This window comes from Vreelandella sp. H-I2 (assembly GCF_052959335.1).
This window is the reverse complement of record NZ_JBRAMC010000005.1, coordinates 370,478-386,335: the sequence shown is the minus strand read 5'-3', so window position 1 is coordinate 386,335 and position 15,858 is coordinate 370,478. Positions and strand designations below refer to the sequence as shown.

Annotated in this window: 16 protein-coding genes; 5 read left to right on the top strand and 11 right to left on the bottom strand. The window is 54.0% G+C overall.

The window, feature by feature from the left end; translation table 11 throughout:
• Nucleotides 1-20 precede the first annotated feature (20 nt).
• From ACUVOF_RS14915 to ACUVOF_RS14900, 4 genes are read right to left on the bottom strand one after another with little or no spacing between them, the layout of a single operon-like run.
• Complete coding sequence (locus tag ACUVOF_RS14915; RefSeq protein ID WP_447045115.1) at nt 21-602, bottom strand: Maf family protein; 582 nt, start codon at nt 600-602, stop codon at nt 21-23.
• On the bottom strand, nt 599-1,087 hold the full coding sequence (gene mreD, locus ACUVOF_RS14910) for a rod shape-determining protein MreD (RefSeq protein ID WP_447045114.1): 489 nt from the start codon (nt 1,085-1,087) through the stop codon (nt 599-601). The genes ACUVOF_RS14915 and mreD overlap by 4 nt, the downstream gene beginning before the upstream one ends.
• Complete coding sequence (mreC, locus tag ACUVOF_RS14905; protein WP_447045113.1) at nt 1,087-2,016, bottom strand: rod shape-determining protein MreC; 930 nt, start codon at nt 2,014-2,016, stop codon at nt 1,087-1,089. Before mreC ends, mreD begins: the two co-directional genes overlap by 1 nt.
• A 24-nt stretch (nt 2,017-2,040) precedes the next feature.
• On the bottom strand, nt 2,041-3,078 hold the full coding sequence (locus ACUVOF_RS14900; RefSeq protein ID WP_008958638.1) for a rod shape-determining protein: 1,038 nt from the start codon (nt 3,076-3,078) through the stop codon (nt 2,041-2,043).
• Between the two features lie 228 nt (nt 3,079-3,306).
• Here ACUVOF_RS14900 and gatC point away from each other — a divergent pair, with 228 nt between their 5' ends.
• From gatC to gatB, 3 genes are all read left to right on the top strand, one after another.
• On the top strand, nt 3,307-3,594 hold the full coding sequence (gene gatC, locus ACUVOF_RS14895; RefSeq protein WP_113268201.1) for an Asp-tRNA(Asn)/Glu-tRNA(Gln) amidotransferase subunit GatC: 288 nt from the start codon (nt 3,307-3,309) through the stop codon (nt 3,592-3,594).
• Nucleotides 3,595-3,666: 72 nt separating this feature from the next.
• On the top strand, nt 3,667-5,127 hold the full coding sequence (gene gatA, locus ACUVOF_RS14890) for an Asp-tRNA(Asn)/Glu-tRNA(Gln) amidotransferase subunit GatA (RefSeq protein WP_447045112.1): 1,461 nt from the start codon (nt 3,667-3,669) through the stop codon (nt 5,125-5,127).
• Nucleotides 5,127-6,581 (top strand): Asp-tRNA(Asn)/Glu-tRNA(Gln) amidotransferase subunit GatB, encoded by a 1,455-nt coding sequence (gene gatB / locus ACUVOF_RS14885; protein ID WP_447045111.1) that lies wholly within the window; start codon nt 5,127-5,129, stop codon nt 6,579-6,581. The genes gatA and gatB overlap by 1 nt, the downstream gene beginning before the upstream one ends.
• Nucleotides 6,582-6,654: 73 nt before the next feature.
• Here gatB and sixA read toward each other — a convergent pair whose 3' ends face one another.
• The 4 genes from sixA to ACUVOF_RS14865 form a co-directional block, all read right to left on the bottom strand.
• Nucleotides 6,655-7,143 (bottom strand): phosphohistidine phosphatase SixA, encoded by a 489-nt coding sequence (sixA, locus tag ACUVOF_RS14880; protein WP_447045110.1) that lies wholly within the window; start codon nt 7,141-7,143, stop codon nt 6,655-6,657.
• Entirely contained in the window at nt 7,136-8,308 is a 1,173-nt protein-coding gene (locus tag ACUVOF_RS14875) for an NAD(P)H-dependent glycerol-3-phosphate dehydrogenase (RefSeq protein ID WP_447045109.1), read from the bottom strand. The genes sixA and ACUVOF_RS14875 overlap by 8 nt, the downstream gene beginning before the upstream one ends.
• A gap of 126 nt (nt 8,309-8,434) precedes the next feature.
• On the bottom strand, nt 8,435-10,369 hold the full coding sequence (gene htpG / locus ACUVOF_RS14870) for a molecular chaperone HtpG (protein ID WP_447045108.1): 1,935 nt from the start codon (nt 10,367-10,369) through the stop codon (nt 8,435-8,437).
• A gap of 141 nt (nt 10,370-10,510) precedes the next feature.
• Nucleotides 10,511-10,843, bottom strand: coding sequence for a YkvA family protein (locus ACUVOF_RS14865; protein WP_447045107.1), 333 nt, complete (start codon nt 10,841-10,843; stop codon nt 10,511-10,513).
• 149 nt (nt 10,844-10,992) lie between these two features.
• On the opposite strand from ACUVOF_RS14865, the gene ACUVOF_RS14860 reads away from it, so the two are divergent.
• Nucleotides 10,993-12,942, top strand: a complete 1,950-nt coding sequence (locus tag ACUVOF_RS14860) for a transglycosylase SLT domain-containing protein (RefSeq protein WP_447045106.1) — start codon at nt 10,993-10,995, stop codon at nt 12,940-12,942.
• 34 nt (nt 12,943-12,976) lie between these two features.
• On the opposite strand, the gene ACUVOF_RS14855 is transcribed toward ACUVOF_RS14860, so the two are convergent.
• Entirely contained in the window at nt 12,977-13,633 is a 657-nt protein-coding gene (locus ACUVOF_RS14855) for a LysE family translocator (RefSeq protein WP_447045105.1), read from the bottom strand.
• Between the two features lie 135 nt (nt 13,634-13,768).
• Between ACUVOF_RS14855 and ACUVOF_RS14850 the strand changes: the two genes are divergently transcribed.
• Nucleotides 13,769-13,972 carry a cold-shock protein gene (locus ACUVOF_RS14850; RefSeq protein ID WP_007114660.1) on the top strand — a complete coding sequence of 68 codons (204 nt, stop codon included), beginning with the start codon at nt 13,769-13,771 and terminating at the stop codon, nt 13,970-13,972.
• 76 nt (nt 13,973-14,048) lie between these two features.
• Here the strand turns inward: ACUVOF_RS14850 and ACUVOF_RS14845 are convergent, their stop codons facing one another.
• Both ACUVOF_RS14845 and yegS read right to left on the bottom strand, forming a co-directional pair.
• Nucleotides 14,049-14,840: a hypothetical protein gene (locus ACUVOF_RS14845; RefSeq protein ID WP_447045104.1), complete on the bottom strand. Its 792-nt coding sequence runs from the start codon at nt 14,838-14,840 to the stop codon at nt 14,049-14,051.
• Nucleotides 14,841-14,883: 43 nt separating this feature from the next.
• Complete coding sequence (gene yegS, locus ACUVOF_RS14840; RefSeq protein ID WP_447045103.1) at nt 14,884-15,843, bottom strand: lipid kinase YegS; 960 nt, start codon at nt 15,841-15,843, stop codon at nt 14,884-14,886.
• Between the last annotated feature and the right edge of the window lie 15 nt (nt 15,844-15,858).

Sequence of the window (15,858 nt, the reverse complement as noted above, 5' to 3'; positions counted from 1 at the left end):
CGGCACTCTCATCTAGGCAGTTAAACGCGCTGCCAGATAGGCACACCCTGTCGGCGTAGCAAGTGCGTCGTCTCAAACAGCGGTAGCCCTACCACCGCCGAATGACTGCCTTGAATCTGTTTTACAAACACGGCTGCCAGACCCTGTATCGCATAGCCCCCCGCCTTATCGGCAGGCTCGCCGGTACGCCAGTAGGCCGCTATTTCATGTGTTTCAATTTCACGCATCGTCACCTGAGTAGCGACACAACAGGAGAGCATGCCTTCTGGCCCACTCACCGCCACGGCGGTAAGCACTTCATGACGTCTACCGGAAAGCAGCCGCAACATCTTGGCGCCCTCTTCGGCATCTACCGGTTTACCTAGAATACGCCCATCAACAACAACAGCGGTATCTGAACCGAGCGTAGGCAAGTCAGTTAGGAGTACTGCCGCCTCTGCTTTAGCTACCGCCAAACGGCACACATAGGCCGTAGCCGACTCACCGGCCAGCGGCGTCTCATCAATATCACAGGGGTGCACGACGACCGGCACGCCAATAGATGCCAATAAAGCCCTGCGGCGTGGCGAGGCAGAGGCTAAGCACAAGACAGGGGCCGTCATGAAGCGGCCAATCGACGTTCTAATGCTAAAAACATCGTGGCCAGCCATGGCCACAGCAGCGCACTAATCAGTGAGGGTATTAAAAAGGCTAAATGAATCGAAAAATCGCCCAAAATGGTTCGCAACCATTGCGCAACGAGTTGCACCAAGCCAAGTAGCACTAACACCAAGGCTGACTGCTGTACTAACGAATAAGCCCGAAAGCGTGGATACACGAGTGCACAAAGAAAAGCTAAGAGTGCGTAAATAAGCGCATGCTGTCCGAGTGCGGTGCCTTCAATTAAATCCATCAAAATGCCCAGCACGAAACCATGAAAAACACCGACTCTGTCGGGCGTTCGCATACACCAGTAGATCAGCATAAGGCCCAGCCACTCCGGACGGTACACCTGCCAGCCATCGGCTAGCGGCATAACTTGCAGGCATAACGCCAATAGCAGACTTAGCCAAATCGCTAAAATGGGCACTACCGGTGCACGCGCCATCAGGGCACCTCTTGTTCGGAAGCGGCAAGCTGCAGCGAAGAGCGTAACGCCTCTGCCGAAATATCCAATGTCTCGTCCCAAGCTTGCTCATCCACTTCCTGCCGTGGCGGTGGAAATAGCAGTAAGAAGTGACGAGATCGTTGTAGCTGTGCCATGGGTTCGGCCGTTACCCGAGCAAAGGGCTTACCGGGATCGTGAAAGACTTCGGTCACACGCGCCACGGGGTAACCGGGCGGAAAACGACCAGCCAGCCCCGACGTCGTCAGCAGGTCACCTTCGCGAATGTCCGCCGTATCAGGCACATGCATGACATTGACGGTGCTATAACGCCCTGCTCCCTGAACAATAAAGCGTAGGCCGTTACGATTAAGCTGAACCGGCAAGGCATGGCTAGCATCTGCCAATAGCAGAACGCGACTGGAATAGGCAGATACAGCGGTAATTTGCCCCACCAGGCCAGACGCATCGATGACAGGTTGACCTACGTAGGCACCGTTTCGATGCCCACGGTTAATGACCATTTGATGGCTAAAAGGATCGTTATCGAGCGACAACAGCTCCACAGTAATATAGGGGATATCACGGCGCTTAGCAGCGTTCAGCAAATCGCGCAGCTCGCTATTTTCCGCGGTCAAATTGGCCATTCGCTGACCACGATGGGAGAGGGTAAGAATCTGCTCACGCAGACGGCGGTTTTCATCTACCAATGCTTGTTGATCAGAGAGCGCAAGCGACCCCCAATTCAACAGGTCGCTAGGCACACTAACCACCCATTGAATAGGAGCAACGACCATCGACATTTGCGCACGCACTTGTTCCATGCGCGTAAAACGCTGGTCGACAAACATTAAAGCACTGGCAGCCAGCACGCAGAAAAACAGCCGATATCCCGGCAGCGGCCCGTGCGAAAACAGCGGTTTAATAGGCAATCCCCCCGCAATTAACCGCTGCGATTAGTCGCTCGACAGCAACTCAAAGGTGTGCTGATCAATCATTTCCAGTGCTTTACCACCGCCGCGAGCAACGCAGGTCAATGGGTCTTCGGCAACAATTACCGGTAGCCCCGTCTCTTCAGCAATGAGCTTATCCAAGTCACGCAATAAGGCACCGCCCCCTGTTAACACCAAGCCACGCTCGGCGATGTCAGACGCCAACTCGGGTGGAGACTGTTCAAGAGCGCTTTTGATAGCAGCCACGATGGAACCCAGCGTTTCTTGCAAAGCTTCCAGGATTTCGTGGGAGTTTAGCGTAAAGCTTCTTGGAATGCCTTCGGCCAGGTTGCGCCCTCGTACGTCAATTTCGCGTAGTTCACCACCGGGATAGGCACAACCAATTTCTTCTTTAATGCGCTCGGCTGTCGCCTCACCAATCAGGCTGCCGTAATGGCGACGAACATAAGCGGTGATCGCTTCATCAAAACGGTCCCCACCCACGCGTATAGACTCGGAATAGACCACGCCATTGAGCGAAATAATCGCGATTTCGGTAGTACCACCACCGATATCCACCACCATCGACCCTTGCGCTTCATCAACCGGAAGGCCTGCGCCAATCGCCGCAGCCATGGGTTCTTCGATCAAGAACACTTCGCGAGCGCCAGCACCTTCAGCAGACTCACGAATCGCCCGACGCTCTACTTGCGTTGACATGCAAGGAACGCACACCAGCACACGCGGGCTGGGGGTTAAAAAAGTGCTTTGATGAACCTTGCGGATAAAGTGCTGGAGCATCTGCTCGGTGACGGTGAAGTCAGCAATAACGCCATCTTTCATCGGCCGAATCGCAGTAATATTGCCAGGCGTACGACCCAACATTCGCTTGGCATCGGTACCGACTGCCGCGACGCTGCGCATATTGCCAGATTGTCGAATTGCCACCACGGAAGGTTCATCGAGCACGATGCCGCGACCGCGTACATAAATCAGTGTGTTGGCTGTACCTAAGTCGATCGACAGATCGCTGGAAAACAGCCCCCTCAAACGTTTAAACATGGATGTTGTTACCTAGTGCAGACCGGGAACCCTATGCGGATGCAAACGGTATCACCGCAACCCCTTTGCAGCAAGCACGAGTCGTGCCTAATACTGCCCGTAAAGGCCAATATGTGGTACCTTTTACGCTATTTTCCACGTCTGCTACACAAGACGTTTTTTTGATATCGGTATGTATACCGCTTAAAGCGGATATTGTTCCATTACGTTTACGAGGAAACTTCGATCATGGCGCTTGAAGAATCTCATGTGCGCCGGGCCGCGCATTTGGCCCGACTCGCTGTCAGCGATGACCAAGCCAGCGGTTTTGTAGACGACCTAAGCCGGATTTTGGACATGGTCGACCAACTCCAAGGGCTTGATACAGAAGGCGTTAAGCCACTTGCCCATCCATTAGATGCGACCCAGCGACTGCGCGCCGATGAAGTAACCGAAACGAATCAGCGCGACACGTTTCAGCGCTGTGCTCCGGCGGTGGAAAACGGCTTATATCTGGTACCCCGCGTCGTCGAATAACCGCGTATTCGAGGTTACCCAAGCCACCACTTATGCCTCTTTTTTTTCGCCCCTGAACGGAGCTTCTGGGTCATGTATGAGAAAACATTAACGCAACTCGCTGCCGCTTTAAAAAGTGGTGAGTTTTCAAGCCGCGAGCTTACTACTCACTATTTACAGCGCATTGACAAGGCCGACGGCAAGCTGAACAGTTTTATCAGCGTGACTGCTGAGCAGGCACTCAAACAAGCTGAAAAAGCGGATAGCGAACGAGCAGCGGGCAGTGCCGGCCCACTGACTGGCATTCCCCTGGCTTTGAAAGATATTTTTTGTACCCGTGATGTAAAAACCAGCTGTGGCTCGAAAATGCTGGACAACTTTATTGCCCCTTACAATGCCACCGTGGTTGAAAAACTGAACGCGGCAGGCACTATCAGCCTGGGTAAAACCAATATGGATGAGTTCGCCATGGGCTCCTCCAACGAGAACAGTTTCTACGGTCCGGTCAAAAACCCCTGGGATTTGACGGCGGTACCTGGCGGCAGCTCCGGCGGCAGCGCGGCGGCAGTAGCAGCGGGTTTAGTGCCAGCGGCCATGGGCACCGATACCGGCGGCTCTATTCGCCAGCCCGCGGCGTTTTGTGGCATCACCGGCTTAAAGCCCACCTATGGCCGCGTGTCACGCTTTGGCATCATTGCTTACGCTTCAAGCCTTGACCAGGCAGGGCCCATGGCACGCAGCGCCGAAGACTGCGCCCATCTATTGGGTGTCATTGCCGGCCACGACGGCCGTGATTCCACCAGCGTTGCCCGTGGCGTACCCGACTATGTGGAAGGCCTTAATGCACCGCTTTCGGGCCTTAAAATCGGCCTGCCTAAAGAGTATTTTGGCGATGGCTTAGACCCCGACGTCGAAAAGGCCGTCCGCGAAGCAGTGAAGGTCTACGAATCGCTGGGCGCGACGGTACGCGATGTCAGCTTGCCACATACAGCCTATGCAATTCCGGCTTACTACGTTATTGCCCCCGCGGAAGCCTCTTCGAACCTGTCCCGCTACGACGGCGTGCGCTTTGGCCACCGCTGCGAAAACCCCAGCGACTTGATTGACCTGTATACACGCTCACGGGCTGAGGGCTTCGGCGAAGAAGTGAAGCGTCGCATTTTGATCGGCACTCATACGCTGTCAGAAGGTTTCTTTGATGCCTACTACACCAAAGCACAAAAAGTACGTCGCCTGATCCGCCAGGATTTCCTTGATGCTTTCCAAGATGTGGATGTACTGATGGGTCCCGCCTCGCCCACACCAGCCTTTGAACTGGGTGCCAAAAAGGACCCCGTATCGATGTACCTGCAGGATATCTACACCATAGCGGTTAACCTGGCTGGCATCCCTGGCATTAGCGTCCCGGCAGGCTTTTCCAATGGCCGCCCTGTGGGGCTGCAAATCCTCGGCACCCACTTTGCCGAAGCGCAGTTGCTTAATGTCGCTCACCAGTTTCAGCAGGCGACCGACTGGCACTTACAACGTCCTGCCTTTGCTGAGGAGTACGCCTAATGCAATGGGAAACCGTGATTGGGCTTGAAGTCCACGTTCAGCTCGCAACACGTTCGAAAATTTTTTCCGGCGCCTCAACGGCGTTTGGCGCTGAGCCAAACACTCAGGCGTGTGCCGTCGATTTAGGCTTACCGGGTGTATTGCCGGTGCTCAATGAACAGGCCGTGGCGATGGCCGTTCAGTTTGGCTTGGCGGTGCATGCGGATATTGCTGAAGTGTCAGTGTTTGACCGCAAAAACTACTTCTACCCCGACCTGCCCAAGGGCTATCAGACGAGCCAGATGTACCACCCTATCGTGGGTCCGGGTGAGGTTGAAATCACCTTGGAGGATGGCAGCACTAAGCGTATCCGTATCCACCATGCACACCTTGAGGAAGATGCGGGCAAGTCACTGCATGAAGATTTTCATGGCATGACAGGCATCGACCTTAACCGGGCAGGCACACCGCTACTGGAGATTGTATCTGAACCTGATATGCGCAGCTCCAAAGAGGCTGCCGCCTACCTCAAAGCTATTCACTCGATCGTCACCTATCTGGGTATTTCCGATGGCAATATGGCGGAGGGCTCAATGCGCTGCGACGTCAATGTTTCGGTACGCCGTAAAGATCAGGAAGCATTGGGTACGCGCGCTGAAATTAAAAACGTCAACTCTTTCCGCTTCGTCGAGCGTGCCATTGCGTTTGAAGTTGAGCGACAAATCGAGTTAATCGAAGAGGGTGGCAAGGTCGTTCAGGAGACACGCCTTTTTGATCCCGAGCGCGATGAAACCCGCAGCATGCGGACCAAGGAAGAGGCCAACGACTACCGCTATTTCCCCTGCCCCGACCTGCTGCCGGTAGTGCTTGATCAGGCCTACCTGGACCACTTGCGCAGCCAACTCCCTGAACTGCCTGCTGATAAGCGAGAACGCTTCCAAAACGAGCTGGGGCTGTCTGCTTATGACGCCAATGTTATCTCCGCCAGTCGTGACATGGCCGAGTTCTTTGAGTCAGTCCATCGCGTGTGCGGGGATGCCAAGCAGGCGGCCAACTGGGTTCAAGGCGAGCTTTCCGGGGCGCTTAACCGTGAAAATCTAAGCATTGCCAACAGCCCGATTTCAGCGCGCCAGCTAGGCGAACTGATCAGCCGCGTATTGGATGACACCATTAACGGTAAAGCCGCCAAGGAAGTCTTCCAGGCTTTGTGGAATGGTCAGGGTGACTCCGCCGACAAGATCATTGAGGCGAAAGGTCTCAAGCAGATGACCGACACTGGCGCCATTGAAGCGATCATTGATCAAGTCATCGCCGACAATCCCGCCCAAGTCGCTCAGTACCGCGACTCCGAGCCAGAAAAACGCGGCAAGATGATCGGCTACTTTGTCGGTCAAGTGATGAAGGCATCACGTGGCACCGCCAACCCGCAACAGGTCAATAGCTTACTTAAAGAGAAGCTCGACGCACTGCTGTAACAGTGATTTGAACGATAGAAGACATCAGCGGCTGCTTCGGCAGCCGCTTTTTTTGGCCCTTATGTTTTGGTCTTTATGGAAACCAAAGCTGGCTGGGCTGGGTAAAGCGCTTCAGCTGAGCACAGCCTGCTGCCCATACATCGGCTTCAAACTCGGCGATGGCGGCGGTAGGAAAACCAACGCCTTGGGCAGGGCTACCCTCGACCAACAACCCCGCCAGATCGCCCATCAGCGGCATATGACTCACCAGCATAATCGATGCGCTCTCAGGCTGTTCAAGCAACCAATCGCTCACAGCACTGGGTGAGTCATCAGGAGTGATAAAATCTAGCGTCTCAAGGGGAGCACCCAGCGCCTCACTCAGCGCTTGCGCGGTTTGCTGCGCTCGTACGTAGGGGCTTGAATAGAGCGTTGGCATTGGCAACTCACCCGCAGCCACACGCTCGGCCAGCCAGCGCGCCATTTTTTCACTCTCCCGCTCGCCTTGAGGCGTTAGTCGGCGCGTATGGTCGGGATACCCCGGCGCAGCCTCGCCATGGCGCATCAACAGCACATTAGGCATTCCTGCCTCCATGATCCTTAGAGACTTTGTCCTTAGCAACTTTGTCCTTAGCAACTTTGTCCTTAGAAGCCTGGTCCTTAGAAGCCTGGTTGTGAGGAGCTTGGTTGTGAGGCGATTGTTCGCGATGAGCCTGCTGTACGGCTTCACGGGGCAAAATAAATTCTACATCGCTACTCTGCTCACCCATCATCAATGTGCGTGCCATATCTTGAGCGGGTACGCCGTCAAATAACACATGACTGAGCCCTTCAGCCAGCGGCATATAAACGCCCATTTCACTCGCCTTGGCGCATACCAGTTTAACGGTATTCACTCCTTCCGCCACTTGGCCGAGTGATTCGACGGCTTCTTCTAGCGTACGCCCCTCGCCCATGGCATAACCGACTCGATAATTACGCGACAGATTGGACGAGCAGGTAACAATCAAGTCCCCCACGCCTGCCAAGCCTAAAAATGTCATGGGGTTGGCACCCTGGGCAACAGCAAAGCGGCTCATTTCAGCCAAAGCGCGGGTCATCAACATACTACGGGTATTTTCACCCATGCCCAGCGCAGCCGCCATGCCTGCGGCAATGGCGTATATATTTTTTAGCGCGCCACCCAGCTCGACACCGTGGCGGTCATCGCTGGCATAAACACGAAAATAACGGCAACCAAGCGCCTGCTGGACCCGTGTGCGCGTTAATGGATCTGCGCTGGCGATCACAGTAGCGGTTAGCTGCTTATCGGCAATTTCAGACGCCAAGTTGGGGCCAGCGATGACGCCAATATGACTAAACCCGGTTTCTTGCTCAAGCACTTGGCTCATCAGCAAGAAGCCTTCCTGCTCAATTCCTTTGGTGGTGCTCACCAGTATTTGATTAGGTGTCAGCCACGCTTTCGCTGCTTGCACCACGCTGCGGAACGCTTTTGAAGGAATCGCGATCAGCACCAGCTCTGCGTCAGTCAGCACGGCTTGGATATCCGATGAAGCATGCACGGCCGGGTTCATTAAATAATGAGGCAAATAGCGCCCATTACGATGTTCATTATTTATTTGCGAGACCAGCGTTTCGTCACGCATCCACTGGCGTACGCGTGCGCCATTATCGGCGGCAATACTCGCCAATGCCGTACCGAAACTCCCGCCTCCGAGTACCGCAACGTTAATTTGCTGCTCAGCCATGATGAGGTCCTAGTCAGTCTTGCAGAACGTATATGCTTACTGTATCAAAACAAACGGCCCGCTTGAGTAACCAAGCGGGCCGTCTCAGGCATCAATAGCGACAATACCTTAGCATTGCACAGTTAACTAGGCAGTCAACACGCTATTAAGGCGCTTCACGTAGGCTGCAGGATCATCCAAATGGCCACCCTCAGCAATAATGGCTTGATCCAGCAGAATGTAGGAGAGCTGGGTGAACAAATCGCCTTCAGCCCCTTCCAGGCGCGCTACTAATGCATGGCTAGGGTTCAGCTCAAGTATCGGCTTCACCTCAGGCAGCGGCTGACCAGCGGCTTCCATAATACGGCGCATCTGGTAGCCCATTTCATGTTCGGGCAATACCACACAGGCCGGAGAGTCGGTCAGACGATGGGTGATTTTCACTTCCTGCACCCCATCACCCAACGCTTCTTTAACGCGCTTGACCAGGTCCTCTTTGGCCTTAGCGGTCTCCTCCTGAGCTTTCTTCTCTTCTTCGTCTTCTACGTCGCCTAGATCCAACTCGCCCTTGGCGACATCGGCAAAGGTTTTTCCGTCGAACTCCGTCAGATGGCTCATCAGCCAATCATCAATACGGTCAGACAACAGCAGTACTTCGATGCCTTTTTTGCGGAATATCTCTAAGTGCGGGCTGTTTTTAGCCGCGTTGAAGCTATCGGCTACAACGTAGTAAATCTTCTTCTGCCCCTCTTTCATGCGCTCGACATAGTCAGCTAGCGCATGTTCCTGAGTAGCCGTATCAGTGTGGGTTGAAGCAAAGCGCAACAAGCCAGCGATTTTCTCACGGTTGGACGGATCTTCGCCGGGACCTTCTTTCAATACGCTACCAAAGTTATTCCAGAAGGTTTGATACTGCTCTTTATCCTTGGCCAGCTTTTTCAGCATATCCAAACCGCGCTTGGTGAGCGCTGCTTTGATTTTATCGACATTGGGGTCTTGCTGGAGCAACTCGCGTGAGACGTTTAATGACAGTTCACGGGTATCCAGCACGCCTTTGATAAAGCGCAGATAAAGCGGCAGGAATTGCTCAGCGTCATCCATGATAAAGACACGCTGAACGTAGAGCTTCACACCTCTGGCGCCATCACGGTCAAACATATCAAACGGCGCGCGCTCGGGCACATAGAGCAAGCTGGTATACTCAAGCTTGCCTTCGACCTTGTTATGGCTCCAGGTCAGCGGGTCAGAAAAATCGTGCGCAACGTGCTTATAGAACGCCTTGTACTCATCGTCGGAAACTTCGCTCTTGGGACGCGACCATAGCGCCGTCGCTTCGTTAACGGTTTCCCAGGTAGTTACTTCACTACCTTCGATGCTGTTGCCCTCATCGTCCTTAGCCGTTTCGGTTTTCGGCATGCGCACCGGTACTTCGATATGATCTGAATACTTGCGCACTAATCCCTGCAGACGATAGTCATCGGCGAACTCTTTGGCATCCTCTTTCAGATGCAAGATAATTTCAGTACCGTGCTGGGCACGCTCAATATCGGCAACGGTAAACTCGCCTTCCCCTTTCGAGCGCCACTCAACGCCCTCAGCAGCGTCAGTGCCCGCTTTACGCGTGCGCACCGCGATCTCATCAGCCACAATAAAGCCCGAGTAGAAACCGACGCCGAACTGGCCGATCAACTTGGCATCTTTCTGCTGCTCACCGGAAAGCTGTTTGAGAAATTCAGCTGTACCAGAGCGCGCGATGGTGCCTAAGTTGGCAATAACATCTTCGCGGTTCATACCGACACCGTTATCCCGCAAGGTGATGGTGTTGGCATCCCGGTCGTGTTCGATTTCGATACGCAGCTCGCTATCGCCCTCATAGAGCGCATCGTTATCGAGTGCCGCGTAGCGCAACTTATCGCAGGCATCCGCAGCGTTTGAGATAAGTTCACGAAGGAAGATCTCTCTGTTGGAGTACAGAGAGTGAATCATTAAATTCAACAGCTGCTTAACTTCCGTTTGAAAGCCAAGCGTTTCTTCATGGGTCGCTGTTTTATCAGTCGCTTGCTCATGGGTAGCAGTAGTCATGCGCTTATCCCTTATTATGGTTCACGTTGGGTCATGTGCCTGCCCCTGCCAAAGCAGCAGAGGCATTAAAGTAGTCTCGTGAGCCTGATATGGGGATAAGCAGCGCTTTTTCAAGCAGCTGGAGTTAAGAAACAGCAGAGGTTAAGAAGGCGTTATGTCGGGGTCACTATACTTCCAGGCACGGTAACCCTCCAGGCGCTGATCGATCCGGTTTAGCAACCAGCCGACAATCAGCACATCATCTACCACGCCGATTAACATTAGAAAATCAGGTATAAGATCAAACGGGAGTACCAAATAGCCTAGCGCTAATGCCATCATGGCGAATGCCGACCAGGGCACTGGCCGAAAGTCGCCACGAATCACATCACGTGTCATCGGTATAAACAGTTTTAACGCACGCACAATACGTTTTGTCGCCCAAACACGGGATTTGAGTCGACGCAGAAACCACCAAGTGGATAATGGGGCCATCGTAAGTAAGTCCTCCAAGTATCTTCTCTGCAAGATGTTCGTGGTCAGATCATGCTGACTATTATTGGTTCAGTATAGCGATTGCTCAGCAAACTACGTGGAAGTCCACGGTTGTCCAGATAACTTTACACCGATAGAGAGAGAGCACCATGTTGGCTATGCCATTTCGCCATACCGCTCGTGTGCTATGTACGGCATTACTGGCGGGGTTACCCGCACTTTCGTGGAGTGCTACCGATAGTGAATTACGCGATGCACTTGCGGCAGCAAGAGAGCAGCAGTGGGCGCGTGTTGACGCAGCCGCTATAGAAGACCATCCACTGCGTGGCTACGTGGAATACCACCGTTTGAAGGCGCAGTTGCCGAATGTCTCTCCTGACAGTGTGCATCGCTTTATCAATCAGTATGAGGGTTCCCCCCTCGCCGGCTGGATGCGCGGTCAGGCCATTGCCCACTATGGCCATGCCGGGCGCTTTAGCGACTTGCTCTCGGTTGCCGATGGCGAGCCTGCAGGTACGGCCCGTCAGTGCTACTACTACACCGCGCTGCTCGCTTCTCAACCCCAGCAGGCAAGCGAGGCAGGGTTGGACTTATGGCGGGTTGGCAGCTCACAGCCTAACGCCTGTGACCCACTATTTGATCGCCTGCGAGCTAACGGCACTATTGATGCCACGGCTATTTGGGAGCGTAAAATGTTAGCCTGGCAGGCGGGAGAAACGCATCTTTCAAGCTATCTTGGCGGGCTGTTAAACGGCCAGTGGCAAACCGCTCTGGACACTGCAGAAGACGTCAGCAAACGTAGCAGCGCAATTACCCAGGCGCCCACCTGCTTAGGCCCAGAATGTGCCGCCACAGCAAGCTTCTACCGGGCTGCCATGCAGCGCTACATCCGTGAAGACACGCCAGCAGCCTTTGCCGCCTGGCAAACACTCTCGTCGCGTTTAAACCTGCTGCCCAGTGACCGCCAAGCCATTGAGGAAGAGCTGGCTTTTTATGCCCTGGTGCGCGATGTACCGGGCACGCTAAGCTGGGTTGACGGCGTGCTACCGAGCCTTGAGAGTGAGCGCGTCTTAGAGCTTCGTGTCCGCCATGCGCTGGCTAGCCGGGATTGGAACGGGGTGATCTATTGGATTGCTGAGATGCCAACCATCCAACAAGAAAATAGCCGCTGGCAGTATTGGTTGGGCCGCGCCAATGCACAGCTTGGCAACCAAGCGGCCGCCGAAGCACGCTACCAGCAGGCTGCGCAAGATCGCAGTTTTTACGGCTTCGCGGCAGCAGAAAAGCTCGGCCAACCCTATCAGTTGAATCATGAACGCCATCATTTTGACGACGCGTCGCGACAACGCATTGCCCAGCTCCCCGCGGTACAGCGCACCGAGGCATTGCTACGCATTGGTGAAGATGGACTCGCCAACAGCGAGTGGTTAAACGCTGTGCAAAGTGGTTCACCCCAACAGGCGAGAGCGTTAGCTGACTATGCTGCCCAACAGCAGTGGCATGCGCGCTTAGTGCAGACCACCATTGCTGGCGAGCTGTGGGATTCGTTGGATTGGCGCTTCCCCCAGGCCTATCACGATAGCTTTCAGCATTGGGGTCGCCTTACCGGCGTTGACCCATACCTACTGATGGCCATTACCCGCCGCGAAAGCGCTTACAACCCTAACGCCCTTTCACCCGCAGGCGCACGGGGCTTAATGCAGCTAATGCCTGGCACCGCCAGCCAAGTCAGCCGCGAACTGGGCATTAGCGATCCTGGCCCCTACGGTGTGCTAGACCCAGAGCTAAATATCCGCTTGGGCAGCACCTATTTGCGTGACAAGCTGCAACGTTATCAGGGCAATCGCCTAGCCGCAGCCGCGGCTTATAACGCTGGGCCTGGCCGCGTCGACCAGTGGCTAGGGGATGGCGTGGAGGCATTTGATCTATTCGTGGAAAGCATTCCTTATCGCGAAACGCGCGACTACGTACAGGCCGTACTTAGCTATCGAGTGATTTTTGAGAGTCTAGCCAACGGCGGCAATAGCGAAGGCGTTTCGCTGCTGAGCGATAACGAGCAGCAGGTACGCTACGACCGGGCCCTGCTTGCCCGCCGCTAAGCCCTTCACTAATCACGACAACGCCAGCGCCCGTTTATACCGGGCGCTGTGTTAATGCCAGCCGAATACCAAAAACGATCAGCACGGTTCCCGTGGCAGCGTTTAAGGTTTGCGCAAAACGTGCGTTGGCGAGCCACTTCCCAGCACTACCCACCATCAACACCACGCTGATTTGCCAGATATTGGCGATGATAAAATGCACGCTCGCCAGCCAAAGAGATTTCAACAAAGCAGGGTCGCCGGGAGCGATAAACTGAGGCAAAAAAGCCATGTAGAACACTACCGTTTTCGGATTCAACACATTGGATAAAAAGCCTTCTTTGACCGGCTGCCAGCGCGAAACGGCAGGTGCATCTTTTAGCATCCCATTAACGGGTAGCGGTTGTCCCCGTCGTGCTGCCAATAAGCTCGTGATACCCAGCCAGATTAGATAGCCCGCCCCTGCCAACTTCAACATATGAAACGCCCAGGCCGATTGCAGCAGGATAAGCGAGATACCTAATGCAGAAATGGTGGCATGAATAAATAGTCCGCAGCAGATTGCCACGCTGGTGGTAATACCATCACGAACGCCCCCGCGGGCGGTATTCCGAATAACTAGCAAGGTATCGACACCGGGACTAATCGTTAGCAGCGTGATCGCGACCAGAAAGGAAACAAACTGCGCATCTATAAAACCGAACTGCATCATTTATGCTTGCTCGCAACGAAATAGAAAATCTTAGGAATGTCGCTGGACGACAGCCGAGTTTACATCTAGAGTGATTGTAGCGGGTGGACAATAGAGTTGCCCGTTTGATTATTAAGCTCGTTAAGGAAATGGAAAATGGCAACTGGCACAGTTAAGTGGTTCAACGATACTAAAGGCTTCGGCTTCATCTCTCCGGATGACGGCGGAGACGATCTGTTCGCCCACTTCTCCGAAATTCAAGCTGAAGGCTTCAAGACCCTGCAAGATGGTCAAAAAGTCAGCTTCGAAGTGACTCAGGGTAAAAAAGGCCTTCAGGCTTCCAACATTCGTCCTGCTTAATTGCTAACGGATGGACAAAGGCCCGCTAATGCGGGCCTTTTTTATGGTCAATAAATGAGAATACGCCCTCTAAGGATCACCTCTCATCACTGGAACCAGTCTCCTGGCTATTTTCAAGGGCATTTACATCACCACGCTCAAGTTCGTCAGGCTCTATCGCTGGCCCGCTCTCGGCTTCTCTATTTTCTAACTCCTTAAACTGCTCTTCGAGGCGCTGCTGCGCCTCTTCAAAGCGGCGCTCGGTGTCTTCTATCAGTGCATCAACATTGGTCCCCTCACGATCATCTTGCAAAGGTGTCCGCTCCGGGATACTGCTTTCTGTGTCCCAACTAGGCGAGAAATCCTCACTCTCCATCGGCTCTATGGTGGGAGCCTGCTGTTCTACCTCTTGGAACTGTTCATCCAAGCGTTGCTCTGCCTCTTCAAAACGCCGCTCCGTTTCAGCAATGATCTCATCCACATCGGAGCGAGTAGCTTCACCCGGCATCGCGCTTTCTTCATCAAGCACATCGTCCGGGCTGGCTGCCAGCGTATCTTCTCCGGCTTCCACTTCCTCACCGTTAGCCGCCGCATTATCACTAGATTGTAGATCATTGTCCTCATCCAGCGCGTCCGCTTGCTCAAGCTCTTCAGCAGCCTGGCGTGCTTCAACGTCATCCTCTACTTCTTCAGGACTGGACATATCAGCCGAATCTTCAGAGGTAGCCGCGGTCTCCTCCTCATTTGCATCCTCACCACGAGCCATTTCTTCGTCCGCTACCGTCGAATTATCATCTGGTGTCACGGCAGGATCTTCCTGGGAATCACCGCAGGCACTCAGCAGTAGAGCCATTGCGGCGAGTGCGGGTATCCACACGCGGTTTGCCATTTGATTCTTCTCCTTTACACGTTAAAAAGCTAAGCCAAGATGATTAGGGCTGATGGGGCGAGGACAGCAATGGACAATTATCTGGCAGTAACACACGCAGCGCGAGAGGCACCACCTCTGCACGGAAGTGGTCATAACAGCACGCTTCGCCATCTAGCGTAAGCGGCCAAGGTGAATTATCCACCTCAGTGGTCAACGTCAGTTGTGTCGTGGTGAAGTAGCGTACGAAACGCCCATCAGACGGGAAGCTTTGCAATTCTCTAATGAGACTGGTCAGCTCCATTACCGACCTAAAGTCTTTAACCAGCAAAACATCGAGACAACCATCGTCAAGTTTAGCGCGTGGCCCTAGCACCTGCCCTCCGCCTGACTGGCGACCATTGCCCAGGGCAAGCAGTAATAGCGATACATTTTCCTCTTTATCATCCCAATGCAGCGTGCCGCGATAACTCCGATGACGCCATGCCTTTAGCGCACCCATCAAAGAATAGGCGCCGCCACCCAATAATCGCTTTAGGGTTTTCGGTGTGGTCGACGTCACCTCCGCGCCAAACCCACCCGTCGTCATATTGATATAGTAGCTGGTGTCAGACTCACTTCCCGCGCCTGCCGTCACGCGCGCAACATCGATAGGGTAAGCGTTCAATGTTTTTGCGGCAGCTAAGGCAAGCCCTGGTTCCAGCGGCAATCCAACCGAGGTAGCAAAGTCGTTAGCACTGCCTAGCGGCACAATCCCCAATACTGGACGGCGATCATGGGGCAAACGCATCAACCCATTCATCACTTCGCTGACAGTGCCATCTCCCCCACAGGCAATCACGTGGGTAATGCCCATTGCGCCTGATAACTCAGCAATATCAGCAGCATCACCCCCTTCCCAGGTAGCGCGGACAGTAATTCTCATCCCAGCTTGGCGCTGTTCACTGACGGCTTCACGCAATGCCGGCGTACCGGCAGACTTTCCATTGATAATAAGTAAATAGTGTTGCTGAAGGTCTGTCACCGTTGTTATTCCTTT